Source organism: Nostoc sp. TCL240-02, assembly GCF_013343235.1.
Taxonomy (GTDB): Bacteria; Cyanobacteriota; Cyanobacteriia; order Cyanobacteriales; family Nostocaceae; genus Nostoc.
On the sequence record NZ_CP040094.1, the window covers coordinates 3,022,800 to 3,048,452 of the forward strand.

Here is a 25,653-nt window from a genome sequence, read left to right on the forward strand (position 1 = left end):
AGTTAATTTAGCAATTTTCTTGGCGTAGGCATAGCCAGCCGTAGGCATCGCTGCTGCAATCTCTTGTAAACTTTGTCTGGGAATTGGGAATTGGGCATCTCCAGAAATTAAATATGCGTTACCCAGAACTCTTGTAGAGACGTAGCGGTGCTACGTCTCTACATTCTTTTTCCGATGATGTCTATTGGGCATTGATAATTGCTCTTTCCTATTCCCTATCCCCTATTCCCTATTCCCTATTCCCCATTCCCTATCTACTAAGTAGGATTTGCAGCTTGCTCAGGAGGATTTGAGGTAGAACGCGCGTTTAACGATAACATCACGCGGGAAATGCCAGTGAAAATAATGCTGATACCAACTAGTGTACCAAGAAGCCAGGGCGCATTGAAGGGCCACTGGAACCAAATCATCGCGCCTAAGACTAGGGTAATAATGCCATCACCTAGTACCCACGTCCAATTTTCTTGCGGACGTAACTGGAATGCCAGAATTAACTCGAATGTACCTTCAGCCAGCAAAAAGCTGCCAAGCAACAGAGTCAGTGTGAGAATACCCGTAAAAGGATAAACAAACAGCATTATGCCCGTTGCAATATAGAGTCCGCTTAATAAAAGTTTCCAAATAAAACCTCCTTGGTTGCGAGTTTGAGTGGCATAAACTAGTTTTGTAAATCCGGCGAAAATCAAAATCACCGCAATCCAAGTCTCAGCGAATAGGGTGGTGAAATTAGGCGCTGCGATCGCAATCACCCCCAAAATACTTAAAAGAACACCACTTATCAGTGACCCATTAAGATTTTTGTTAATATCTCTAGAAATGTTGGTTGTCATATAAACTTTCCCTAACTCTACAATTACGTTAGGGAATTTTTTACTCACAGTATACAACCCTAAGATAGACTCATGGGTATTAAATTTCAGCAGCAACTAGCTCTTATAAGAGTTCTGCAAGACTGCTTAAACGTTCATAAACAGAGATAAGGCGATCGCCTTCAAGTTCAACAGAAGTATTAGGATAATTCTGAATAGCTCCAAGGAGTGTAACTTCACCCTTTTGTTGAATAGATGCACTTAAAGCACTTCGCAGCGCCTGCTGATCTAGTTGCCCTGCGGGAGGGTGAACTACTTCACCAATTTGGTTAACTAAAATTGGCCCTGCCCAGCTAGACAGTAAGTTATTTAAAAAGGCGGGATCGGCTTTTATTGGGGCTTTCAGTGCCTTACGAGCTACTTCTGGGTCTTGTTTGGCTGCCTCTAAATAGGCTTGTAATGTGGGGGTAGTCTTGCCTGTTTCTGTAAACTGACTTAATTCTTGAACAGAGATTTGCCCCTGAAAAGTACCATACTTTAAAACAACTTGCTCGGCAGCATTGGCATTAGTACTTGAGAGCAAAACAATAGCACCTAAGCCTAAAGCTACTGTTTGACTGAGTAATTTAGTGATTTTACTATTGTTTAATCGATTTAAAATTTGAGAAATCTGCATTTTGTCGAACTTCCTTATGGTGTGGAGCGTACATAGTCCTAGAGATACATAATTAGGGGTGCACATTTGTACGCCCCTATAGCCAATTTAATTTATTTGTTGCAAAAATTTTTGAAAATGATGTTATCAAAGTTGTTCGTTAGGCGAAGCTGCATGAGGTAGTATTGACTTCTCCTCGTCTAAGGTTGGTGCAGGTATGCCTAAATGCTTCCTTGCAGATTCTTCAGCTAGCTGTCGGTCTTGAGCGTTATCGAACTGACTCTCATCTAATAAATGAGGGTTTTTTGCCGCTTCATCTCGGCTTGGTTTATAGCCATTTTTCCACCTGTACTTCCAGTCCATAACTTCAAAGGCAGATATACTGCAATTTTATTTCCTAGTTCTTCATAGTAGATGCTTAATGGAAGATGACACTCCTGCTATAGGTTGAAGAGGCTCATTCTGAGGGTACAAATTTTACATCATCTTAAAGTAGGAATACTCTATTGGCAAGATTAGCTAAATTAGCACGCTGAGAACAAGTTATGAAAAGACATCGTAAGTATGATAACTATGGTGATTATGGTGATCGCTGCTGCAATATATTATTAGACATCTGGTGAAATGATCTAAGGGTGAACGGTCGTACCCTACGGGAAGGCAGAGCCTACGCCCCTACTAAGGATTTCGGGCAACGCAGAATTAATTGTCACCAGATGTCTATTATATTTTCAGATTTTCCGCTCCCTGAGTAACTTTAGCAGAGTCAATGCGATCGCCTACCTGAATCTTGTTCACTACATCAAAGCCTTGAGTGACATGACCAAATACGGCATAATCGCCATCTAAGAACCCTAAATCCGCTAAAGCAAAGTAAAATTGAGCAGAAGCAGAATCTAGTGATTGCGGTGATCGCGCCATCGCCACTGCACCTTGTTTATGGGGCAACACGACAGGTTGAGCGGTAGCATCAAATGGTTTATTGTAAATTGGAGTATCCGAACCTTTCGGTTTAACTTCTAAAGGTATGTAGCGAGCATTTCCCGTTTTTGGGTCAATATAGCTACCAGTTCCCAATTGAGATACTGGAACTTTTGGATCTTTGCTTTGAGGATCGCCCCCTTGAACCACAAATGGTTGAGGTTCGTGTACAACTCGATGAAAAGTTAAACCATCGTACACACCTTTTTGCACTAAATCTACGAAGTTGCCAGCTGTAATAGGAGCATTAGTACCATCTACTTCGATAGTAATCGGCTGGCCTTTAACCGTCATCACCACAGTAGCCTTACCTTCGAGGCGTGGTAAATATGCTATTCCCGGAATAGTTTCATTAGTAGTTTTGGAAGCCTTAGTTGAATTAGTTTTAGCTGGACTATTAGTGGAAGCAGAAGTTGTTGGACTATACTCAACCTCAGTGCTCTGAGGATTTTCACTTGGTCGAAAAATCTGTTGGCTTGAGTAAATTCCAAATGCAAGACTCACGGCGACAGCAATACCGCCAAATACCATCAACGGAGGAAAATTTCTACTAGAAGTAGGAACAGAGGTTTTCTGAGTATTTACTGCTGGCTGAGAGTTTCTGAAACTAAGAGTTTCAGAGCTACGTTCTTGTTGCCTGATAGGAGTAGCAATCTCTACCGGGGCAATTGTTTGTTGGCTTGGTGAAAGCTCTGGTGGTAAAGTAGCTTCTAACGGTTCAACAGTAGTTAATTGCTGAGATTGAATTAGTTTTGTCTCTCTTTGCCTAACAATTTTTTCTTCGATTCGTGCTACTTCTTCATCCCCAAGTTCTAAAATTTGCTGATATCGCTTTAATTCCTCACGAATCTCCTCATTAAACGGATACTCATGCTCAATTGTTTGAATTAGAGCTTGTTCATACTGTTGTAACTTTTGCAGGTAGGCTTCAGTCTGAGCCTTAATTCGATTTTCAATTGGAGCAATATTTTCATCTTTTAGTTCTAATATTTGCTGTTCTTGCCGCAGTTGATTACGTTGCGCTGTATTCAAGGGATACTGCTGCTGTGTTGCTCTAGTAAATATCTGTTCATACTGTTGTAATTTTTGCAGGTAGGCTTCAACCTCAACAGTAATTCGAGCTTCAATGGAAGCTATATCTTCATTTTGTAGTGTTAATTTTTGCTGCTCTTGACGCAGTTGATTACGCTGTGTTGTACTCAAGGGATACTGCTGTGTTGCTTTTATAAAAGCTTGTTCATACTGTTGTAACTTTTGCAGGTAAACTTCAATCTGACCAGTAATTCTGCTTTCAATTAAAGCAATATCTTCATCTTTTAGACTTAATTTTTGCTGTTTTTGTCGTAGTTCATTACGCTTTACTTCACCAAGAGGATACTGCTGCTGTGTTACTCTAGTAAATATCTGTTCATATTGCTGCAAATTTTGTCGATATGCTTCTATTTCAGCAATAATGCGGCTTTCAATTAAAGCTAAATCTTGATCAGTAATTTGCCATTGACGCTGCATTTGCTTCAATTGTTCGCTAGTACTTTGACTAACAGGATACTCTTGTCGCATTGCTTTAGCTAACAACTGCCTATACTGTTGTAGATGCTGTTTATAAACTTCAATTTGTGCAGTGATTTGTGTCTCAATTGGCATGGTATCCTCATTCCTCAGCCCTAAAATTTGCTGAAGATTCAGACGTAGCATATTGATATCATCTTCGCTGAGAGCTACTTGCTGCTGGAGTGCTTCTGTGAAGTCTCTTTCATATCGCTGTAACTTTTCTCGAAATTCTTGACGAGCAGCTGCTAACATTTCATCTTCAATTGCAGTTGCTTCTATTTCGGATAGTCCCAAGCGATTCCTGAGTGCATCTAAAATCTTGCGACCTACAAAAGTAACATCTCCACGATTACTGTATCGCGCTACTTCTTTGCGATACTTCTGCTTGGGATCACCTTGCGGAACTTTTGTAAGTCGAATCTTAAAGCCTTCTCTACTCGTGTAGATTTCTGGCTTCATCGTCGGCTGTATTTCTCTAATTTTTCTGCTGGCATACTCATGCAACTCGTCAATTGACACAACCCCATCTTCATCTAAGTCAGCTGCACCTGTTGTAATTCCTTCTATCAAATAACGGGTATAAATTGAGAGGTCTGACCCCTGCTGCTCAAAGGAATATTGAGTTGAACTAGATGATGTGAGAACAGCCCGTCCCTCTCCTCCTAATTGCTCACGGATATTTACACTGCCGTCATCCTTTGCTGATAAACCCTCAGCAAAAGCACCACTAAAGCAACTATCCAAAATGACAACTTGACGCTTAGAACGGCTGCGACTCATGCTTTCATGGACAACACTGGCTGCTACTGCTGATGAGCGAATTAAATCTCCTCTGGGAGTTTTGCGTGTGGTGCGGGTTGCTAAGAAAAGTCTGCCTGTGTCATCTTTAATGCCATGACCAGAGAAAAAGAGAACTAACAAATCCTCTTTTTGACGATGGGCAAATAGATTTTCGATAGCTTCTTCCATATCTTGGCGCTGTGGATTTTTTAGCACCATAATATCTGTCTCAGTAAAGCCGCCCATTTCTGGGTGTAACAGCACTTGCTGCATCGCTTCAACATCTTTGACAGCAGCAGGTAGCGGGTTTAACCCAGGCTCATATTCACTCACCCCAATCAGCAATGCTACTTTTGCCATTTGAAATACTCTACCCTGCTACGAATTTCTGTGCTGCCTCAATTGCTGCTTCTAGCTCTTGCCGGCTGCTGGCTTTGACTTTCAGTTTCTTGCCATTAGCCTCAATTTCTAGTTCAATAGTTTTGCTGCCAAGGCGATCGCTTAAAAATCCCATCAATGCTTTAATATTCTTGGCATTCACCTGTGCTGTTAGCCAACCTACAGCCAGCCCTGTAAATGACTTGCTCCCTGCTGGCGCTTCTGCTTCACGAAAAAGACTAGCATCTTCCACTTCATCCAGTTCCAACATCTGTTGTAATAGTCTCTGCGTTTCAGCTTGCAGTTCATCGTCATCTAAACCAGGCTCTCGCAGGGCGATGTTAATCTGGACGTTGGATGTACTCGCCATTTTCAACCTCTAATTGTGGTTAATGCTTAAATTATCATAAGTATCTGATACAATCCAACTAGTAATAATTCCGGTCTGGATTGTCGAAAATAGGAATTTTAACAATTAACAATATATATAGATATATAGCGTGCTATGAGTAAGAAGCATACTGCAAAGTAAAAATAGATGCTATTGCTTACCACAGCAAACTAGGCTTGATTTTGATTTTCTCGATTAATTTAGCAATACGAGAGCGATCGCTGCTGGATGTCATATAAAATTTTACAGTTACCGAAAAGTTTTTGCCTTATTTGAGCGTCGGCTTTGTACTCTTCTCTACGAGACACCACAGGCGAACGGGATCTTTTTATGTGCAACTGTGATTTTTAATCGTCAAGTATATTTGCTGATTACTTTATCAAAAAGTCTAATTACTTTCTCGAAAAGCCTGTTTACTTTCTCAAAATACTTAAATGCTTTCTCAAAAGCTTTAAATGCTTTCTCAAAATGCCATTTGACTTACTCCTTTTAGTATTTTCCACAAGCAAAATGACGTTTGACTTTCTCAAACCCCAGTTTACTTACTTATTTAAGTGTTTTCCGCAAGCAAAATGACATTTCACTTTCTCAAACCCCAGTTTGCTTACTCATTTAAGTGTTTTCCGCAAGCAAAATGACGTTTGACTTTCTCAAACCCCAGTTTACTTACTTATTTAAGTGTTTTCTGCAAGCAAAATGACATTTGGTCTGAGATTTTAGTTTACGCATTTCCTTACGATTGATTCCAGGTTGCTATAAATTCATCACCCTAAAGTTACAGAGGGAGGATGAATTTAGTACAAAATTTATAGAACATTTTTAACTAATATCTCTATAGACATAACCAAAAAAGATGATTTTAGGATAATTCCATCTATAGACTTATGCAATTTAAACAAAAATAGTTAATACTGGAAAATAACTTTACTACCATTAAGTCTGGTTGTAATAAAAGATTAAACTCCAAGAAATAGCAAACAGAGAAAAAATTACTTACAAACAATGGCAACTTATACAGATACAGATCGCAATCAACAAATTCAAAAGCTGCATGAGCTAATCAAAAATATTGATTATGGTATGTTTACCACAGTCAATGATGATGGCAGTTTGCATAGTTACCCCATGTCAAAAAGTAATGAGATCAACTCTGAAGGAACGCTCTGGTTCTTTACTTATGCTGGTTCTTACAAGGTAACTGAGATTGAACACCACCATCAAGTTAATGTTAGTTTCTCATCACCCGAACAACAGCAATATGTTTCTATCTCAGGAACATCAGAACTTGTGAAAGACCACAACAAGATGCGAGAGTTATGGAAGCCGGAACTTCAAACCTGGTTTCCTAAAGGATTGGACGAACCCGATATTGCTTTGCTTAAGGTGAATATTAACCAGGTTAATTACTGGGATAGTACATCGAGTTTTAAGTCACAAACAATTAGTTTTTGATAAAATCACGATTTTAAATCATTTCTAATTCGTAATTAATAATTAGGAACGATTTAAAGTCGTAGTTTTTGGATGAAAATGGCAAAAAAGAAGTATTCTTTTAATTATTAATTACGAAAAATCCATGATAGATAAAGATAATGCTGAATCCGCTTAAAAGCAGAAGTGTTGAATGTTAAGAAAAATCCGATAAAAATAGCCCAAAATATGGTAGTTTTGGGCTAAGGCTTAAAATATATTAGTTTGATTGTGATTATAAATTCATTTCCCAAAATTGTCAAAGATATACTGAAAAGCCTGCCAAAAAACGATTATCCAGTATTGAACAGTCGTCTGTTTTTTGAGTGCTGGCTATCCTATGCCCTGGATAACAGCTTAACAAGTATGCGAGATTTGTTTAACAGATTAAATAACAATTGTTTTGAGGTAGATATTTCTACTTTCTCTAAAGCAAATTTACATCGAAGCCAAAAACCTTTTCAAGAGATTTACCAAAAATTAAATGAATTAGTACAGAAGAAAGTTCAAAAAAAGTTACACAATAAATATGCAATTTGTCCAATAGATTCAACAATTATTACTCTCACAAGTAAATTGTTATGGGTACTAGGTCATCATCAAGTCAAGCTGTTTAGTTCCTTAAATCTCTCCACAGGAAGCCCAGAAGATAACTTCATCAATTTTGGACATGACCATGATTATAAATTTGGTTCCAAAATGATGTCTAGTCTCCCAATAAATGCTGTTGGAGTAATGGATAGGGGTTTTGCTGGATTAAAATTTATCCAAGAATTAGTACAAGAAAACAAATATTTTGTTTTGCGGATAAAAAACAATTGGAAACTAGAATTTGATGGCTCAAATGGATTGGTCAAAGTTGGTGCATCTGATGATGCTCAAGCTTATAGAGTAATTAATTTCTGTGATTTAGAGACAAAAACCGAGTTTCGCTTAGTGACTAATTTACCAGAGTCGGGAGATGCAGCTGTTCATGATGATGAAATTAGGGATATTTATCGATTACGTTGGGGAGTTGAATTGTTGTGGAAGTTTTTAAAGATGCACTTAAAACTTGACAAACTCATTACCAAAAACGTCAATGGTATTACCATACAAATTTACGTGAGCTTGATAGCCTATCTGATTTTACAGCTTTTATCTATTCCCGAACAATGGGGACATACACTATTAGATAAATTCCGCTATCTTCAATCTTGTATGTGTCAGAAAATCAGCTATGTTCATTGGTTTGAGGAGATGATGTTTTGCTGACTAATTTAAGCTTTTGAGACTTAGTGTAACTAATAATGTAAAGTTTTGTATCAGCATTCAACATTTCTGGCTTAAAAGCGTCTGCCTTTAGATATAAAACGGCGAAATTTTTTAAAAGGAATAGGCTTTATCGGTGCTGGCGCAGGGGCAATTTTTGCTGACAACATCCTCAATGCCAATTCTTAGTCTACATAAGGTACATCTAGCCCTCTCCTAGCTTGCTCTTAGGGTTGGTAGGTGAAGTTTTTTTACCTTACAAGGGCCGATAATCGCTATATTTAACATTACTCCATCGAGTAAGGAAAAGAAATTTATGCCTTACCAAGAGATTGCAGACTTACCTGATTAAGTCAAAAATCACTTACCCAAGCACGCTCAAGAAATTTTTCTGGCTGCATTTAACAATGGTCAAGAAGAATATGGAGAAGAAAAAAGTGCTTTTCGAGTTGCTTGGAGTGCGGTAAAGCGCGATTATGAAAAAGGCAGCAATGGGCACTGGCATAAAAAATCAGAATAGCTCAGATTGCATTTAACAGTTTTATTGATGCTGCTACAAAAAATCTTTGTTAAGAAGGAAGTTTGGTCTTATGAATTACCTTGTTGCAGTTTTACCAGATCGAATACAAGTAGAAGCCGCTTACTCGGCTCTAGAAAAAGCAGGCTTGCCAACTTCACAAGTTAATATTTTGGGCGATGGTTATTTAAGTGCTGATGAATTTGGAATGATTGATCCCGACAAGCAAGCCCGCAAACAATCAACTCGGCTCTTTTTGTGGCTTGTACCTTTTGGATTTGTTGCAGGTTATGCGTTCAACTATCTTACAGAAATTGAAATATTTCCCCAGTTTGCTCGATTTGGCAATGAATTTCTTGCTGGTATATTAGGAGCTATAGCCGGTGCTTTGGGCGCTGGTTTAATCGGTCGAGGAACCGGCATAACAGTTGGCAGTGGTGATGCTTTACCCTATCGTAACCGTCTGAATGCTGGTAAATACCTAATTGTAGTTACCGGAAATGAGGATTTAACACGCGAAGCTACGCGCGTACTCCGTGAATTTGAACCAGAGAATATTCAAGGCTATACAGACTATTCACAAAAAAGCAAACTTGTGAGGAATTAAAGGAACTCCAAAAAATAAATTATCCAATTTCTGGACTTCACTACGACTTTCTCTCCCCCTGCTCCCCCGGTTACTGAGCGTAGTCGAAGTATGCTCCCTGCCCCCCTGCCCTAAAGCAATGGGATATTTTTTATTTGGAAGTCTCTAAGTATCTACATCGGGTTCAACGCCGAGCGATGTCTAACGACAAGCCAGTAAATCTCTTTGTTCGTAGAGACGGGAAACACCTAAAACGGCAAACCAATCTGGTCGCTTATGCTACAGTGGATGGCGCGGATCGTAATAAAGATTCAGATCGCTAGCAACAAATATCTCGTCACTAGAATAATTCTGTGGACGAAAGGTTTCGTCTAACAAACGAGGTTGCAATAAATGAAACTGATCGGGCAAACCAGGCTCCTCTGGGTCTTCACTGGGAAGATCGTACATGGTTGGCAATACATCTTTTGGCGATCGCGGTGGGTCGGTTTATACATCATAAAGCAGTTGTGATGATGAAACTCTCAGTTCTATTATGATTTAATTGTTTTTGAGTAACTTAACATCTTGCAGAATGGGGCAGCATAAATTTCTCGCCTTCTGCTGCAAATTTACCCCGAGCCATCAGCACATACTACAAAATCAATTCCAGCAAATCCAGAAAAAGGATAAGGATAAATGGATAGCAGCGCGTAAGTGTTGCGCCTCCAAAGTTCACCCCAACATTTCTTAAGCCTGAGTCTCTTCAAATAAGACTAAGCCATACTTCTCGCCAGTAGGCAAAAAGCCAATTCCTCGATAAACTGCTTGGGCTGCTTGGTTATTATCACCTGTAAATAGGATGGCACGTTTTACTAACAGCGATCGCGCTTCTAACAACGAGCCAGCTACCACACTTTTGGCATAGCCTTTCCCCCGCAGCGCTGGCGGTGTCCACACTCCACCAATTTGTACAATATCAGGTAGACTGGCATTGAAAGCAGAGTAAGAAACTAAAGTATCTCCTGCTACCAAAACCCAATGCATACCCATATCTTGACGTGCTTCAATTACTGAATGGCAAGCAAGTCTTAAACTTGGAGTATGGTTTTTTCCTAAAGCTTCCACATTATAAGCAGCGCACCATTCGGTGAGTAATTCCAACTCTTCTGGATACGGCAAACGACACTGCACCTTTGCTGACGTTAAAGCTTCAGGTATTTGTAAGTCTTGTAGTGCTAGAGAAAACAATATTTCAGCTTCATCAAGCTGAGTTGGTCGGTTGCTAAGTCCCAAAATGCTTTTTGTCATTTCAACTTGTGCTGCTGGGCCACTAATTCCAGAAATACCACGTCCAGATTGTGCCACAACTGCTTGCACCACCTCTGGCAAATATACAGGCGCTTGGACTATAATCATCCCATTCCAAAAATGGGCTGCAACTGCTACTATACTTTCATCTAAGTAGGCTGCTACGTAGGTTCCTTGAAATCTTGCACCTTCATCAAGCAGTCCCGCAGCCCGCCAATTAGAGCGCAAAAACATAGAAGTATCTATGTGTTGTAAGAGAAATGCTTCTAGTGATACTTCATCTCCAGGTTGAAGAGTTCTCAAAATAGCCACAAAAAACTCCTGAGTATCCAATTCAGTTTACCGAATAAGCGATTTCGGGAATAGTAGTAATGCCCTTGTGAAGTTTGTTCTAACTCTGGCAATTCAGGTCATCTCTAAAAGTTTACGAAAAATCTAACCCCCTTCCCAACACAGAAAGGGGAAAATTCAAAGTCTCTCTCCTTTCCTTTTAGGAGAGAGGTTTTCCAGATACTGTAAAAAGCCAGGTTCTAGTTATACAGAAGATTGTAGCTTGGTGAGGCACAGATAATCGTAGGGGCAATTCATGAATTGCCCCTAACCCCCTTAAAAAGGGTATTTGAAATCTCCCTAAGTTCTAACCGCAGCGATATCTGATGACAAAAAGTACTATTGAGTGTACTATTTGCTGCACAATCGTATATTCCATGCTAAAAAGTGAATGATAAATACAAGTACGAGGTTGAGTGAGTATTTTGGCAAATTCCATCAAAGTAATTCATAGATATTCACTACCCTTATTCAACATCTATAAACATTAGAAAATAATTGGAGATAAAATGATTTTTAATCAAAACATAACTAAGAATGATTGGAATTTAGATGAGGGTAGGACACTGATTCAGGCACTGATAAAAGATTTTTACAAGAATAATTTAAATGATTTTGCCGATCCAACTAAACAAGAAGGATTAGTTGCAGCAGGTAAAGAAATATCTCAAATAATTATTTTGTTTAATAGACTACAAAAACTTATTAATAGAAATGCGCCACAAAAAATTTGGTGGGATAAAATACCCAAAATATTTATCCCTGATAATAGGGATACAATTCAAAGAGAACTGACTGAACTCTCTAAAACTTTAATATTTGCCATAGAAGCTTTGCATGAATCTTCATCAAATCTAAATATTGCCCAGGCAATCAGATTTGATGTTGAACAAATTGTTTGCAAATATGAACATCCTCTAACAGGATTTATTATCAATCCATTTCTATCAGTCCATCGCTCACCATCAACGACAACTAAAGTAATTTTTGGATTGATAAGTGCCGTTTTTATATATGGAGGAATTACTTTTTCTTCTATCGCCGGACTTTGGATATTCTCGGAACTAGTTAATTATTACAATAACAATAACTATAATTTAAGTAAGGATATTTTACAAAATGAAATTAAAGATATCCAAAAATATACAGATAAACGAGTAGAAGAAATTCAAAATCAATCAGAAAACAAAAATCCTGCTCCAGAAAATGATGTAATTAAATTAAAAACAAGCAAAGAAGAAATTAAAGAATTAAATACAATATCACAAAAAAATGCAGAATTTAAAAGTACAGAATTAACAAATCTAAATAATAGTCTTGCTGAATTAAATGCACAATATAGCAAAAGGCAATCTATAAATGCGAAGTATAATGAATTTCTTCTCCAGCTAAGTTTAGCTATTTCGGCAGGAACATTAGGCAGTATTATCAGTATTTTAATCAGAATTGAAGAATTTCAAAAAAAGAAATATTCCGATCCACTAACTCCATTTCTTGTCGGTGCTTTTAAACCAATGATTGGTGGAGCATTTTCTGTTTTATTTTTAGCTTTAATTAACTCTGGAATCATATTAATGTTTATTAATCCCAGCGTCTTAAAGCTAAATCCAACTACCAATCAAGAATCATCTCAAGACCAACAAAGGTCTTTGATTTTTGTAATAGCATTTGTTGTTGGTTTTAGTGAACGACTTGCAAAGGATTTTATCGGGAAAGCAGAAGAAATAGCAGGTGCTAACCGAGATAATCTTGAATATAAACAAGTTACTAATGAATTATCAGTCGATGTAGATGGTTCCAATATCTCGCAAAAACAAGTAGCTAATAGTATAGCTATTTCAAATACAGCACCAAATCAAGTAGATAGTGATAATTTGCTCAATGGAGCAGATGATTCCAAACCCTAAGAAAATTAAAAGGAACACAGTTCTGCTGTGTCCCCAAAAACTAAATCAAGATGTTAATGAGTTTAGGACTGGCGATAGCAGGCAAACTCCATTGAAAAAGTAGCCATACCAGAAGTGAGCGATCGCAATCCTGTAGAATACCCAAACATTCGCGCCAGCGCTACTTCTGCCCGAATCAAGAGTCCAGCAGCGCATTCTTGAGATTATTTGGGCGAACAGCCTGTGGGAACATCAATAATTGTGGAAACAGGTCATCACAAACATCCTTTTTTGGCTCATACTCCTACGATGCGAGTTCCCATGATTATTGCTGGGACAGATATTCCTTATATTGCGATGTGGGCGATGCTGCTGGCAGTTCGCCACCATAATCAACACGCTAGGCAAAAAATTAAGCTGTTAAGCTTTTAATTTGCACATTGAGACCGCAGGGGGGCAGGGACAGGGTTTCCAGCTTTTATTGAAAAATGGTGCAACTTGTAGGCGCGACAGCTTAATACCATTGCCTGTCCTGGATTGGGTACGGAAATAGGACGAGTGCCATATACTGAAGCTGCTAGACAGATGGCATTAGCTTACGATCATTTTCTCTATCCACCCAAGCATCTCAATTGCATAGTTGCGGCTGAAAGACAACTTAGATATGGGAAAGAGGAGATTTTAGGTAAAGCAGGACTTTGGATAATAGTCTAAGTTCATTACGAGGGAAAATATGGTGTTCCCTATGGTGTTAAAAATTTAAATGCAATTGATAAAATATTTTTGCAACTCGAAGAGAAACACTATTAATTAAGGGCACGTTATATTCCAGAAATGTTGAATGCTGATACAAAACTTTACATTATTAGTTACACTAAGTCTCAAAAGCTTAAATTAGTCAGCAAAACATCATCTCCTCAAACCAATGAACATAGCTGATTTTCTGACACATACAAGATTGAAGATAGCGGAATTTATCTAATAGTGTATGTCCCCATTGTTCGGGAATAGATAAAAGCTGTAAAATCAGATAGGCTATCAAGCTCACGTAAATTTGTATGGTAATACCATTGACGTTTTTGGTAATGAGTTTGTCAAGTTTTAAGTGCATCTTTAAAAACTTCCACAACAATTCAACTCCCCAACGTAATCGATAAATATCCCTAATTTCATCATCATGAACAGCTGCATCTCCCGACTCTGGTAAATTAGTCACTAAGCGAAACTCGGTTTTTGTCTCTAAATCACAGAAATTAATTACTCTATAAGCTTGAGCATCATCAGATGCACCAACTTTGACCAATCCATTTGAGCCATCAAATTCTAGTTTCCAATTGTTTTTTATCCGCAAAACAAAATATTTGTTTTCTTGTACTAATTCTTGGATAAATTTTAATCCAGCAAAACCCCCTATCCATTACTCCAACAGCATTTATTGGGAGACTAGACATCATTTTGGAACCAAATTTATAATCATGGTCATGTCCAAAATTGATGAAGTTATCTTCTGGGCTTCCTGTGGAGAGATTTAAGGAACTAAACAGCTTGACTTGATGATGACCTAGTACCCATAACAATTTACTTGTGAGAGTAATAATTGTTGAATCTATTGGACAAATTGCATATTTATTGTGTAACTTTTTTTGAACTTTCTTCTGTACTAATTCATTTAATTTTTGGTAAATCTCTTGAAAAGGTTTTTGGCTTCGATGTAAATTTGCTTTAGAGAAAGTAGAAATATCTACCTCAAAACAATTGTTATTTAATCTGTTAAACAAATCTCGCATACTTGTTAAGCTGTTATCCAGGGCATAGGATAGCCAGCACTCAAAAAACAGACGACTGTTCAATACTGGATAATCGTTTTTTGGCAGGCTTTTCAGTATATCTTTGACAATTTTGGGAAATGAATTTATAATCACAATCAAACTAATATATTTTAAGCCTTAGCCCAAAACTACCATATTTTGGGCTATTTTTATCGGATTTTTCTTAACATTCAACACTTCTGGTTATATTCTTATTAAACTTCATAAAAAAATATTAATTTTTAATACATAGATTGATTTTCTGACTCTCAATTTTATTTCTCGTCTTTTACCACTTTAAGTAGCATCAGGTAGTGATAAATTCTTTATTTTATGGGAGTTTGGGATTTATCGCAGACCGAAATTGAAAAACACGAGTATTTAGTTTTGTCATAAATTTAATATAACTAAAAATCTAAGATAATGTATACATGACTTCCAAGATTACACACAAGATCCAAAGACATACTCTTTTAGTAGATGTGAATAACAAAAACCGAATTGCTTACCAAGCTAACCGCACAGCGATCGCTGCATTCAATGCAATCGTAATGGCAGGAGCAGAGGCTTATATCAATGGGCTAAAAATCCCCGATCCTCTGCTTAAATCCCTTTTAAATCTCTCCATGCAAATCAGCTACAAATATTTTCCTTCTCTTTTAGTTCCCTATGAATGGCTGTTGCAAGAAAGCGATCGCCTTGCAGAAGGGTCACACGAACTAATGAAGGTTCAATACAACCTACCCGAAGAAATGTTCAGTCTGATGTTAAAAGAGACAGAACTTTTATATCCCAAATACACAATGGCTTTATGGGAAAAAGGAGCATCTAACCTTGAGCAAGCTCAAATGCACATGCTCAATGATTTGATCGCAAAAGCAGGCATCGAAGACGGAGACGAAATTTTAGATTTGGGATGCGGTTGGGGTTCTGCATCAAATTACATTCTTTCCCGGTTTCCGCATGTGAAAGTAACGGCTCTTAATTTGAGCCACGGGCAATGCGAATATATGCGTAAAAAAATACGAGACTCTACCAGTTACCTCAGTTCAGATAGATTCACTCTATATGAAAAGGACTTTAATGATATTGATTTTGAGAATAAGTTTGATAAAATTATGGCGATTGGCCTGTTTGAACATGTAGGGAATTTAACGAAATCATTTCAAAAACTGGCTTCTCTCCTCAAAGATGATGGCAAGGTGTTAATTCACATAATCACAACCAGATTACCTTATAATATAACCCATCCTTTTATCGACAAATATGTTTTTCCAAACATGCGGGTGTGGAGTTATTTATGATGTCATACCAAAGATTAATACAGACCTGAAAACTATTAATCAATGGTATTTAAATGGTGCTAACTACTCAAAGACTCTGATAAATTGGTTGATGAATTTTGACCAAAATCAAGCTAAAGTCAAAGATTTAAATTATGGCATGAACTATAGAAAGTTCTGCCGGATGTGGAGACTTTATTTGCTCTTGTGCATTGTGTATTTTGACGGTTGTGATGGTGAAATTCTTGGTAACGGTCAATACTTGTTGGTTCATGGGTGACAAGTTAATTGCATAAGTCCTAATAATTTAGCGATCGCCTAACCATATCGAGAGCAATTCTTGGTTCCTTAGTTGTAGCCAACAACAAGAAATGCTCCAATCTGCAATAAGTGTGCGAGTACCATTAAATGGCAAATAAACGCTTTTATCACATTGGCTTTGGACAAGATGATTTAGGTTCATCGCCTCCCAGCATTGCCCTATTATCTGGTGAGCCAGAGCGATCGCATCTAATTGCCCAAACTTATTTCCAAGATGTCCGCTTATTATCGGAAAATCGCGGACTCAATAGCTATGTAGGATATTTACCAAATGGCCGCAGCATATTATCGGCTACAAGTGGTATGGGTGCGCCTTCATTAAGTATTGTAGTCAACGAGTTGATACAAGTAGGAATTCGGCAAATTATTCGCATTGGAACTTGCGGAGCAATTCAACCTTATATACCAGTCGGTAGCGTTGTTATTAGCAGTGCAGCATTATGTCGCCAAGGTGCAGCTTATGACATTGCGCCTGTGGAATATCCAGCCGCAGCCGATCCTTTTCTGACAGTTGCTTTAGTTAAAGCCGCGCGAGAATTAAAGGTTGAACATTACATCGGAATTACGGCATCAGTTGATACTTTTTACGAAGGACAAGAACGCACTGATTCCGCGAATCCAAATTTAATGCGATCGCTGCATGGCATCACAGAAGAATATCGGCGCTTGAATATCTTGAATTATGAGATGGAATCCGGCACACTATTCAAAATGGCAGGTGTGTACAATTTTGCTGCTGCTGCTGTTTGCGGTGTAGTTGCTGGGCGTACCACGAGTGAAAATATCATCTTAGAACAGAGGGATATTGCTGTGAAAAATGCGATCGCAATTGCTGTAAATGCAGCAGCAATCTTTAAGTCAGACAATTAATATTTACTTGATAAGTTAACTCTCAGTAGTTTCATCATGTCTTCACCCAATCTTTAATTTTTTAGTCAGTAATTCTAGCTAGAATAGCTTACATAACGGCAATTTCTATATTCTAAAAATATATAAAATTACCATAAATATCCTAAAAATAAACACATTGTTTAACTCTTAAAAGTAAAAATTGTAAGCAATTTAGATCTCAATAAATATTGAAAAATTTGAGTGAAAGCTAATATGAATAATATTTTTAGGTATGGGATTAAAACCATGACTTCAACTGTGATGTCTAGGAGGAGCTATGCCTACGCACTAATCCCAACGCTGATATTTTTAACATTCTCTCATCAGGCAATAGCTGACGATCCAGGAGCATGTTACATGGTAACGTCCTCCGGTAAAACCGTTGGATTAGAAAGACTTTGTGGCAATATAGCCGCACCTTCAGACGACAAAGTTTTTCGAGTCTTAATTAAACGCCGCTTTGGTGGAACTCCTGTGATTGACGTTACCTTCAATGACAAAAAAACCTTTGAAATGATTGTAGATACTGGTGCTAGCGGGACTATTATTACTCAAAGTATGGCAAATACACTTAAACTCCAGACTACAGGTACAATGCAAGCCCAAATTGCCGATGGTAGCGAAGTAGAATTTCCAACCAGTAAGGTAAAATCTATTGCAGCAGGTGGAGTTACAGCCAATAATCTTCAGGTAGCGATCGCACCCAAAGCCAGCATCGGCTTACTGGGTCACGATTTCTTCGGCAAGTATGATATTAAGATTCTGGAGAGAGAGGTCGAATTTCATCACCGCTAATGGTTGGAAGTAAAAACATAGAAACATGACTAAGCTGATTGAATACGAAGAAGCCAGCGACGAAATCCGGGCAGTATATGACGACATTCGCGTCACCCGCCAGAATGACTATATCAATAACTTTTGGAAAGCCATAGCTAATCATCCCCCTACCTTGCAACGAACTTGGCAAGCGGTGAAAGAAGTGATGACTAGCCCCGGCGAAATTGATCCACTGATGCGAGAACTAATTTATATCGCCGTGAGTGCGACGAATGGCTGTGAGTATTGCATCGCTTCGCACACAGCAGGAGCGCGGGCCAAGGGGATGAATGATACCATGTTCGGGGAACTCATGGCGATCGCAGCTACTGCCAACATGACCAATCGCCTCGCCAACGGCTATCAAATTCCGGTGGACGAGAGATTTAAGACGTAGGAATGTAGCGTTGTCTATCCCTGCTTCAGATCGGGTTTAGCAGAATTCTTGACTATGCCAAAGCTTCAGGTTAACGGGATTGATTTGTTCTACGACATTAAGGGAACGGGTGAGCCTTTGCTATTAATAGCTGGCTTCCTTTGCGATCATGCCTATTGGTCGTTAATTATGCCATCGCTGATTTCGCAGTATCAAGTTATTCGCTTAGATAACCGAGGTATGGGGCGAAGTTCAGCTCCCGAAACCCCCTATAGTCTAAAGCAGATGGCTAATGATGTAGCAGCATTGCTCAATCATCTTGCGATCGATAAGGTGCATCTAGTAGGTCATTCAATGGGTGGTCAGATAGCCCAAGAGTTAGTATTAGCACATCCTGAAAAGGTGCAAAGTTTAATGCTGCTTTCGTCACTGGCAAAGGGTGATGGATTATTCAACAGCATCATTGAGACTTGGGGCGAACTCTGCGCTAATGTAGACCTGAAACTTTATGAAAAAGTCGTATTACCCTGGATATTTACAGATACCTTCTACTCGATTCCTGGCATGATCGAAGGTCTGATAGAATTTGCAATCAGATATCCTTTCCCACCAGCGACTCATTCACTGCATCATCACAGCCAAGCCATGCTTGACTTTGACACAACAAATCGCCTTCAAAAAATTCATTGTCCTACCCTAGTTCTTGTTGGCAAACAAGACATTCTCACCCCTCTAAAATTTTCCCAGCAACTTGCTCAAGGCATTCCCAACTCTGAACTTGTAGTTCTCGAAGGTGGTGGTCATGGCTTCTTAATTGAGTCGCCGGATACTGTGATTTCAGCCATGCTAAACTTCTTGGGGAAATTGAAGCCAGCCTACACTATTTAACGCTCCCGAAAAATTGTCAGGACAACAAAAAAATTTAAGGGTAGGGAATCGCGATAAGTCAAGAAAGAAAAACGAACCGCATACTCCTAGGTCGAAGCAAGCTACGCGCAGCATCTCGTTAGAGAAGGACACATAGACACGTTCGCGGAGCGTCTAGTAGAGAAGTGGCTTCCCGCAGGGTAGGACACAAAGGAAGAAGAAGTTAAGAGGGTTTGGCAGAGCCTCACAAAGAAATGGTATAACCCAAGTTTATTGAGTTATAGCAAGCGTAAATCATTCGTTAACAACAAAATGTCTGGCTTATTAAAGAAGCCAGGAATCTAAACCTTTAGATTTTCACAAATCAAATATAATTGCGATATGTAAATTACTGTTGACTAATTTTACTCATGAATCATGCGGCGAAGATCGTCAAGAGGAGATTCTAATTCAGCGATTTCTGAATTCTCGTTGTTAGGTATTTCTACATCTTCCTCTACAACATAAAATTCAACGCTTATCTTAATTTCAACTTTCCCCTTTTTCCAGCTTTTAGAACCTAGTGTTAAAATTTCACAATCGATACCTTCTTGAAACCAGTTCACATTTGGAGACTCTTTTATATCTACTCCTTGTTTACTTAATTCTTCATTCAATGTATTTTCTAGCGTGGAGTTAAATGAGGTATCCATTGCTTGCTTAAATTTCGCAATTTTATATGTGTTGTCCCCGAAATCTAAAACATCGCCACCTTTACACTCTATTGCCTTGAATCCATCTTCCATATCAACCTCAATATATATATGAAAATTTTCTACTTTACACAAAGTTGCAATTAGTGAATGCTTTAGTATTCACTAATTACTAAAATTATCTCCAATTATCTTTGAGATTAAAGTTAAAGATTTTGCCCCACATCTGAAACCATAAATCCATTATTAGCGAACTTATCATCAGTATCAAAATACTCACCAATCACAGGCAAGAAGTGGTCATATAGTTTCATTGACTGTAAACAACTATTGATACTAGAAGCTGCTGAATTGTATGCTGCAATATTTTCTTCAACAACACTCAACAATCGGCGATTATAAGCGATTTTCTCTTCAGCTTCTTGTTGCAGTGTTTTCTCTAAATAAGCACGCGCCTGTGGATATTGCTGCAAAATCTCATCTGCTTGCTGCTCCGCCATTGGTAACAACTGAGTTTTCAGCGTTTGGTTGATGGTTTGACGGAAAGATTTACGAATAGTTTGCGAAACTTTTGGCTCAAAATCTAACTTCAATAATTGCCTAATTGCTGGTTCTGCTTCTACAATACTTTCAGCATCGTAGCTTTGAGAAGTTTGTAATAAAGTTTGGCGAAATTGATAGATAGAAAAAGTGCCTTCGTCATAAAATCTCGGACTTTCTCGCACGAAGCGATCGCACTCTACACTAGCTGCACTAACTAATGCTTGAGTAACTCTTTTTTCTAAATTTCTGATCTCTTGTTCAATGCCGCCATCATTATCTAATAAACGATACAACTGCCGATAATATTCTGACTTGCGAATCTTTTCAATCAATCGCTGAAAATAATTTGCAACAACTTGCTGAGATGACTCAATCAAAATATCTTCTAACTGATTTGCTAAGTAATAAAATGCCTCTACTAAAATAGCAATTAAAGGTGCAGTAGCGTTGCGAGGATGGCTAATTGTTGCACGTTGATAAGCAGAAGCTACAGAAAAAGTATCTAGCAATTCATCTAAACGGCGAATCATTCGTGATTGCAATTGCCTAAAATCTGCTTCAAAAGCATCACAAGAATTATTAATTATTTGGTTAACTTCTTTTGTGATATGCTCACTAAATTCTCTACCAATTTGCTGAAGTTGCTGATTTAGGCGTTGCAACTCTTGCTGCTTCATACTCTCAATTTCTTGGGGTTGACTATCTAAATTACGTTGTACACTCTGATAATGTTTTGTCAGTTTAATACAAACATCTTCCAAATCATCAGCCAGATTTTTAAATAGTTGGGGACGCTTCTCTTCTGTAAGATAGCGAGTAATAGCTGTGCGAAATTCTTCAGTACCACTATCTTGAATTAGCTTTTCTATCAGTTCATTTCCCCAATCTCCCAAAATCCGCACATAATTTTGATTTGGGGTTTCATAGCCATTAACAGAGACACGGAATTTAGTAGTAGATAACTTTCCTGAATTTACACAGTAGTTGTTAAACGCATAGACAAATTGTGGTGTTTCTTCTATACCATCTAAACCTTTAATGCTTTCTGCAAAAACAGAATCTAAACCAAATCTATCTAGTTGATTTGTCTGTTTAATCTGACTACCGTAAAATCCTAATAATCCACTGGTTTTATAAACCTTGTTTGAATTACCAAATTGCCCACTGATTAAATCGTCTAATCGTTGTCGTAATTGGGTATTGTACCAAGTCTCATCAATGCGATTGAAAACATAAAAAACCCGATCGCGTACTCCCCCATTTTGCCGCATTAATTCCAAAAGTTCTGTTTCTTCTTTTGTCATATCACCCGCCGAAGCAGGTTTTAGCACACACACCACCGCCGAAGTATCAGGATGTTGAATTTTGGCATAAGTTAGTTGTGCGTCTTTCTCTACTGGTGCATCTATACCAGGGGTATCAATAATTACGTTACCGTCTTGTAGCAGAGGATGATTACAGTAATATTCTATTCGCTTCAATACTGCACTGTTACTACCACGACGGGCATATCCAGCCGCTTCTTTGAGGTTAAAAAAGTTAAATTGCTCCATTGAATATGTAGCATTATTAACCGTGTAGATGCGATCGCGGTTTGCTATATATCCCTCTAGCAATAACATTAAGGCCTTCGCCTGTTTTGCGCGTTCTGATTTACTCTCGCCACCCTCCTGCTGAATAATTGCTTCAGCACCTTGACGTAGCAAAGTAATTACATCAGCTTGGTTAATATTAGTTACTGTTGTAAATCCTAGTTGCTGACATAAATAAACTGCTTGTTCCCGAATTTCTGCTTCACTTAAAAACGTTAAAACAACACGTTCTTTATCTAATTCTGCATACTCAATTTTGCATTCTGTACCTGTAGCGTGTCCTTCTGCACTGTAAAGTAGTTCTCTCTCCAATAGGGCATTGATTAGCATTGATTTACCAGTACTAAATGCACCTGCAAACACAATCTCAAACTTAGGAGAAATCGCTTTAGTTAGGGAAGTTTGTACAGGTGTAATATCTTGGGAATGTAGGTTTGGTTCTTGTTGTAAAAGTTGTAATATCGACTCAACTTGCTCTTTCAAATTTTTGCACTGAAGCGGTAAATCTGACATATTCAGCATCCTGACAATATTTATGTATATATTAGTTACATTTCTTGTCTTGATGGTTCAGTAGTATTTCTGAGATATTTGATGCGATTTAGTTACTGGGTATCACCTAACGCACAAAGATCGTGTCTGGTTAAAAACTTATTAGGCTGATATGAAGAGAAGTCTGATTATGACGTTGGCGAGGCCAACTCATCCGTTTCGCTGTAGTCAATTTCAACTAAGCTAATCGTCAAGCATTTTTCTCGAATGATTAGCTTGTAGTAAAGGCTACTTTATGGTAAATCTTCGCACCCTACTTTTATGGCAATACGGTTCATTAAGGGCTACTGGCCAAAATTTTGGGTTTTTGAGACGCGATAAATCGCCGTCTCTACAAGTCTATTGACTTTTATGCAATTTAAATTGACCTGTTTAGCCTGAATTTAAATAAAATCAAAAATCTGTATATTTGAATACTTTTTAGGAATTTTTTGGCAAATGTCATGTTATTGTAACTTTAGCAAAGCCTTGCTCAGTCAATTCAGGGAGTCATGATTATCGAGTGGTTCATTCATGATCGACGGTAAAAAAGTTCGGTTGAAATTAAAAAATTATTGGTTTAAAACCTTTGGCAGATGGCGATCCTGTCCGTTAACCTGTCCAATAGACAGACCTCATCATCGACATGTTTTTTGGAGTTGGATCGGTAGTTTTTTAGCCATAACTGCAACGTCTTACCTGGCTGCAAAAACTAATTCTCCTTTGCTGATGGCTCCTTTTGGTGCTACGAGTGTCTTGATATTTGGTGTGCCTGACAGTCCTTTGGCTCAGCCTCGCAATGTTATTGGGGGTAATCTTTTAGCTGCTATGGTGAGTCTGATAATTCTGCATTTTTTCGGTGCTTCTCCCTTTGCAATGGGAATGGCTGTTTCTAGTGCGATCGGAATCATGCAGCTTACCGGAACTCTACACCCACCTTCGGGTGCTGTTGCATTAGTCGTCATGATGACGAAACCAGACTGGCAATTTCTGCTAACACCTGCGTTTGAGGGATCGATGATTTTAGTGCTATGCGCTGTGATCTTTAATAATTTAGCGGAAGAAAGGACGTATCCAAAACACTGGTTATAATATTGTCTCTAGAGAAATCAAGCGCAAAATGTAGGGGCAATTCATGAATTGCCCCTACAGAAATTACTCAATCTTCAGGTTGAAAGGCAAACGCGCATAAACCCCCTGTGGATCGTTCATTTTTTGGAGAATCTCTACTTCCTGTTGCAATTTCTGGAATTCAGTGATGATGGGGTTAGATGGTTTAATTTGCGTCGCTTCAATTCCTAAAGCAGTCCGCGCCTCTTCAGTTGCACGCCCAAAAAAGCGTTCTCCAAAACTGCTAGTGCGAGGATATTCTTGCACTTCCCAGTCTTCTCCTAGTTTCGCCTCTTTGACAGCATAAGCGATCGCACTATTCAAACCACCAATTTCATCCACTAAACCAATTTCCTTCGCCGCCACACCAGACCAAACCCTTCCTTGGGCAATTTCTGCAACTTTTTGTTCTGGGAGTTTCCGACCTTGAGAAACTTTATTCAGAAACATATTATAAATACGGTTAACACTACGTTGATAAAGTGCCAACTCTTGAGGCGATTTTGGACGCGAAACTGTTTGACTATCAGCATAGGCTCCAGTTTTCACCGCATCCCAGGTGATGCCGTTATCATTGGCCAGCTTTTCACCATTAAATAGCAACCCAAATACACCTATTGAACCTGTAATGGTATTTGGTTCAGCAAAAATGCGATTAGAGTCGCTAGCAATCCAATAACCTCCAGAGGCGGCTACATCACCCATTGACACTACAACCGGTTTTACCTCACGAGTTAATTTCACTTCTCGCTGCATAACTTCGGCTGCGGTAGCGCTACCACCAGGACTATTAATCCGCAATACAACAGCCTTCACATCCTTATCTTGTCGGAGTTTATTGAAGATTTTGGCAAAGCGATCGCCTCCTACTTGTCCACCATCACCTTTGCCATCGACAATTTCACCCTCAGCATAAACAACGGCAATTTGATTTTTTGAGCTACGTTCTACACCCAAAGATTTGCCAGAAACTTCTGCGTAGTTATTCAGGTTAATTTGTCGGAATGTTTTGTCGTCTTTATCGCTATTTGTCAACTTTTTGAGGTCACTCACCACTTCATCAGGGTATGCTACTCGATCGACTAAACCGCTAGTTTTGGCTTGTGTGGCTTCCAGTATCGCCTGACTATCTGCGATCGCTTGCAACTGGTTAGGTTCAATTTTCCGACTTGCACCTACAGTAGTGCGCCACTCTCCCCAAACATCATCTAACAATTTTTGAGTTTGTTCGCGGTTTTCTGGACTCAATTTTTTGAGGATAAACGGTTCTACAGCACCTTTGAACTTACCCACCCGCACGACTTGCACGCCAATGCCATACTTTTGTAATGCACCCGCTAAGAACATTGGCTGTGAACTCAAACCATTGACTTCCATCAATCCCAAAGGATTAAGCACAATAGAATCTGCCACTGAACTAAGGTAATATTCCTTTTCACTCCAATCACTGCCATAAGCCACAATCTTTTTCCCAGAAGTGCGAAACTCCTCCAGCGCTTTCCGAATTTCTTTAAGGGAGGCATAGCCGACGTTATTAGCTTGACTACCGTTAGTTGAATCGAGGTAGATCCCAACAATTCGCGGATCGCGTCGTGCTTTTTCCAAAGTTTCTACAACTTTGCGGAGTGCCATTCTTTCATCATCCACACCTGATATTGTGTTTTGAAACAGTTCGTCAGAACTAGGTTCGCTATCAGTAATTTTCATCGACAAGTCAAAAACCAACACTGACTTATCTTTCACATTTGGCCCTGTATCTTTAGACGAGCTAGCAGCGAATATTAGCAACAACAGTCCAGTGGTTCCTAGACCACCAAAAATAATTAGTCCTAATAATGTGCCAACTAAACTAGCAAAAGTTTGTTTGATAAAATTACGCATTAGTTATTGGGAATTGGGAATTGGGAATTGGGAATTGGGGATTGGGGATTGGGGATTGGGGATTGGG

Annotated in this window: 22 protein-coding genes and 5 pseudogenes; 13 read left to right on the plus strand and 14 right to left on the minus strand. The window is 38.7% G+C overall.

What is annotated here, in order from left to right; translation table 11 throughout:
- Positions 1 to 257 precede the first annotated feature (257 nt).
- The 6 genes and pseudogenes from FBB35_RS12890 to FBB35_RS12915 form a co-directional block, all read right to left on the minus strand.
- Positions 258 to 830 carry an HdeD family acid-resistance protein gene (locus tag FBB35_RS12890; RefSeq protein WP_174709951.1) on the minus strand — a complete coding sequence of 191 codons (573 nt, stop codon included), beginning with the start codon at positions 828 to 830 and terminating at the stop codon, positions 258 to 260.
- 103 nt (positions 831 to 933) lie between these two features.
- A complete protein-coding gene (locus FBB35_RS12895; protein ID WP_174709952.1) occupies positions 934 to 1,485 on the minus strand; it encodes an alpha/beta hydrolase in 552 nt (183 codons plus the stop codon).
- Positions 1,486 to 1,611: 126 nt separating this feature from the next.
- A complete protein-coding gene (locus FBB35_RS12900; protein WP_174709953.1) occupies positions 1,612 to 1,827 on the minus strand; it encodes a bromodomain-containing protein in 216 nt (71 codons plus the stop codon).
- Positions 1,828 to 2,187: 360 nt separating this feature from the next.
- Positions 2,188 to 2,976: a peptidylprolyl isomerase gene (locus tag FBB35_RS12905; protein WP_174713627.1), complete on the minus strand. Its 789-nt coding sequence runs from the start codon at positions 2,974 to 2,976 to the stop codon at positions 2,188 to 2,190.
- Positions 2,977 to 4,452: 1,476 nt separating this feature from the next.
- Positions 4,453 to 5,136: pseudogene (locus tag FBB35_RS34645) on the minus strand (caspase domain-containing protein); the annotation flags it as partial.
- A gap of 10 nt (positions 5,137 to 5,146) precedes the next feature.
- Positions 5,147 to 5,524: a hypothetical protein gene (locus tag FBB35_RS12915; protein WP_174709954.1), complete on the minus strand. Its 378-nt coding sequence runs from the start codon at positions 5,522 to 5,524 to the stop codon at positions 5,147 to 5,149.
- A gap of 1,023 nt (positions 5,525 to 6,547) precedes the next feature.
- On the opposite strand from FBB35_RS12915, the gene FBB35_RS12920 reads away from it, so the two are divergent.
- From FBB35_RS12920 to FBB35_RS12935, 4 genes and pseudogenes are all read left to right on the plus strand, one after another.
- A complete protein-coding gene (locus tag FBB35_RS12920) occupies positions 6,548 to 6,997 on the plus strand; it encodes a pyridoxamine 5'-phosphate oxidase family protein (RefSeq protein ID WP_174709955.1) in 450 nt (149 codons plus the stop codon).
- A 249-nt stretch (positions 6,998 to 7,246) separates the two neighbouring features.
- Entirely contained in the window at positions 7,247 to 8,269 is a 1,023-nt protein-coding gene (locus FBB35_RS12925) for an IS4 family transposase (RefSeq protein WP_174708137.1), read from the plus strand.
- Between the two features lie 361 nt (positions 8,270 to 8,630).
- A pseudogene (locus FBB35_RS34650) lies at positions 8,631 to 8,786 on the plus strand (ChaB family protein); the annotation flags it as partial.
- Positions 8,787 to 8,856: 70 nt separating this feature from the next.
- A complete protein-coding gene (locus FBB35_RS12935) occupies positions 8,857 to 9,390 on the plus strand; it encodes a hypothetical protein (protein ID WP_174709956.1) in 534 nt (177 codons plus the stop codon).
- A gap of 195 nt (positions 9,391 to 9,585) precedes the next feature.
- Here the strand turns inward: FBB35_RS12935 and FBB35_RS12940 are convergent.
- Both FBB35_RS12940 and FBB35_RS12945 read right to left on the minus strand, forming a co-directional pair.
- Positions 9,586 to 9,819, minus strand: a pseudogene (locus FBB35_RS12940) (hypothetical protein); the annotation flags it as partial.
- A gap of 279 nt (positions 9,820 to 10,098) precedes the next feature.
- Positions 10,099 to 10,971, minus strand: coding sequence for a GNAT family N-acetyltransferase (locus FBB35_RS12945; RefSeq protein WP_174709957.1), 873 nt, complete (start codon positions 10,969 to 10,971; stop codon positions 10,099 to 10,101).
- A 527-nt stretch (positions 10,972 to 11,498) separates the two neighbouring features.
- Between FBB35_RS12945 and FBB35_RS12950 the strand changes: the two genes are divergently transcribed.
- Complete coding sequence (locus tag FBB35_RS12950) at positions 11,499 to 12,896, plus strand: hypothetical protein (RefSeq protein ID WP_174709958.1); 1,398 nt, start codon at positions 11,499 to 11,501, stop codon at positions 12,894 to 12,896.
- A 62-nt stretch (positions 12,897 to 12,958) separates the two neighbouring features.
- Here the strand turns inward: FBB35_RS12950 and FBB35_RS12955 are convergent.
- A pseudogene (locus FBB35_RS12955) lies at positions 12,959 to 13,078 on the minus strand (hypothetical protein); the annotation flags it as partial.
- A 40-nt stretch (positions 13,079 to 13,118) separates the two neighbouring features.
- On the opposite strand from FBB35_RS12955, the gene FBB35_RS12960 reads away from it, so the two are divergent.
- Both FBB35_RS12960 and FBB35_RS12965 read left to right on the plus strand, forming a co-directional pair.
- Entirely contained in the window at positions 13,119 to 13,307 is a 189-nt protein-coding gene (locus FBB35_RS12960; RefSeq protein ID WP_254625936.1) for a hypothetical protein, read from the plus strand.
- A 126-nt stretch (positions 13,308 to 13,433) separates the two neighbouring features.
- Complete coding sequence (locus FBB35_RS12965; RefSeq protein WP_254625937.1) at positions 13,434 to 13,589, plus strand: hypothetical protein; 156 nt, start codon at positions 13,434 to 13,436, stop codon at positions 13,587 to 13,589.
- Between the two features lie 184 nt (positions 13,590 to 13,773).
- Here FBB35_RS12965 and FBB35_RS12970 read toward each other — a convergent pair.
- Positions 13,774 to 14,797 (minus strand): annotated as a pseudogene (locus tag FBB35_RS12970) (IS4 family transposase).
- A 368-nt stretch (positions 14,798 to 15,165) separates the two neighbouring features.
- Between FBB35_RS12970 and FBB35_RS12975 the strand changes: the two are divergent.
- Positions 15,166 to 15,987 carry a cyclopropane-fatty-acyl-phospholipid synthase family protein gene (locus tag FBB35_RS12975; RefSeq protein WP_254625938.1) on the plus strand — a complete coding sequence of 274 codons (822 nt, stop codon included), beginning with the start codon at positions 15,166 to 15,168 and terminating at the stop codon, positions 15,985 to 15,987.
- Between the two features lie 127 nt (positions 15,988 to 16,114).
- Here the strand turns inward: FBB35_RS12975 and FBB35_RS35765 are convergent, their stop codons facing one another.
- On the minus strand, positions 16,115 to 16,240 hold the full coding sequence (locus tag FBB35_RS35765) for a hypothetical protein (protein WP_368041834.1): 126 nt from the start codon (positions 16,238 to 16,240) through the stop codon (positions 16,115 to 16,117).
- A 134-nt stretch (positions 16,241 to 16,374) separates the two neighbouring features.
- Here FBB35_RS35765 and FBB35_RS12980 point away from each other — a divergent pair, with 134 nt between their 5' ends.
- From FBB35_RS12980 to FBB35_RS12995, 4 genes are all read left to right on the plus strand, one after another.
- Positions 16,375 to 17,157, plus strand: a complete 783-nt coding sequence (locus FBB35_RS12980; RefSeq protein ID WP_174709959.1) for a nucleoside phosphorylase — start codon at positions 16,375 to 16,377, stop codon at positions 17,155 to 17,157.
- Between the two features lie 282 nt (positions 17,158 to 17,439).
- Positions 17,440 to 17,973 carry a TIGR02281 family clan AA aspartic protease gene (locus FBB35_RS12985; RefSeq protein ID WP_254625987.1) on the plus strand — a complete coding sequence of 178 codons (534 nt, stop codon included), beginning with the start codon at positions 17,440 to 17,442 and terminating at the stop codon, positions 17,971 to 17,973.
- A gap of 25 nt (positions 17,974 to 17,998) precedes the next feature.
- Positions 17,999 to 18,391 (plus strand): carboxymuconolactone decarboxylase family protein, encoded by a 393-nt coding sequence (locus FBB35_RS12990; RefSeq protein WP_012412753.1) that lies wholly within the window; start codon positions 17,999 to 18,001, stop codon positions 18,389 to 18,391.
- 54 nt (positions 18,392 to 18,445) lie between these two features.
- Positions 18,446 to 19,258, plus strand: a complete 813-nt coding sequence (locus FBB35_RS12995) for an alpha/beta fold hydrolase (RefSeq protein ID WP_174709961.1) — start codon at positions 18,446 to 18,448, stop codon at positions 19,256 to 19,258.
- Between the two features lie 383 nt (positions 19,259 to 19,641).
- Here FBB35_RS12995 and FBB35_RS13000 read toward each other — a convergent pair whose 3' ends face one another.
- Entirely contained in the window at positions 19,642 to 20,022 is a 381-nt protein-coding gene (locus tag FBB35_RS13000; protein ID WP_174709962.1) for a KGK domain-containing protein, read from the minus strand.
- Positions 20,023 to 20,135: 113 nt separating this feature from the next.
- A complete protein-coding gene (locus FBB35_RS13005; protein ID WP_174709963.1) occupies positions 20,136 to 22,577 on the minus strand; it encodes a dynamin-like GTPase family protein in 2,442 nt (813 codons plus the stop codon).
- Between the two features lie 552 nt (positions 22,578 to 23,129).
- On the opposite strand from FBB35_RS13005, the gene FBB35_RS13010 reads away from it, so the two are divergent.
- Positions 23,130 to 23,687, plus strand: a complete 558-nt coding sequence (locus FBB35_RS13010) for an HPP family protein (RefSeq protein ID WP_174709964.1) — start codon at positions 23,130 to 23,132, stop codon at positions 23,685 to 23,687.
- A 63-nt stretch (positions 23,688 to 23,750) separates the two neighbouring features.
- Here the strand turns inward: FBB35_RS13010 and sppA are convergent, their stop codons facing one another.
- Positions 23,751 to 25,586, minus strand: coding sequence for a signal peptide peptidase SppA (sppA, locus tag FBB35_RS13015; RefSeq protein ID WP_174709965.1), 1,836 nt, complete (start codon positions 25,584 to 25,586; stop codon positions 23,751 to 23,753).
- Between the last annotated feature and the right edge of the window lie 67 nt (positions 25,587 to 25,653).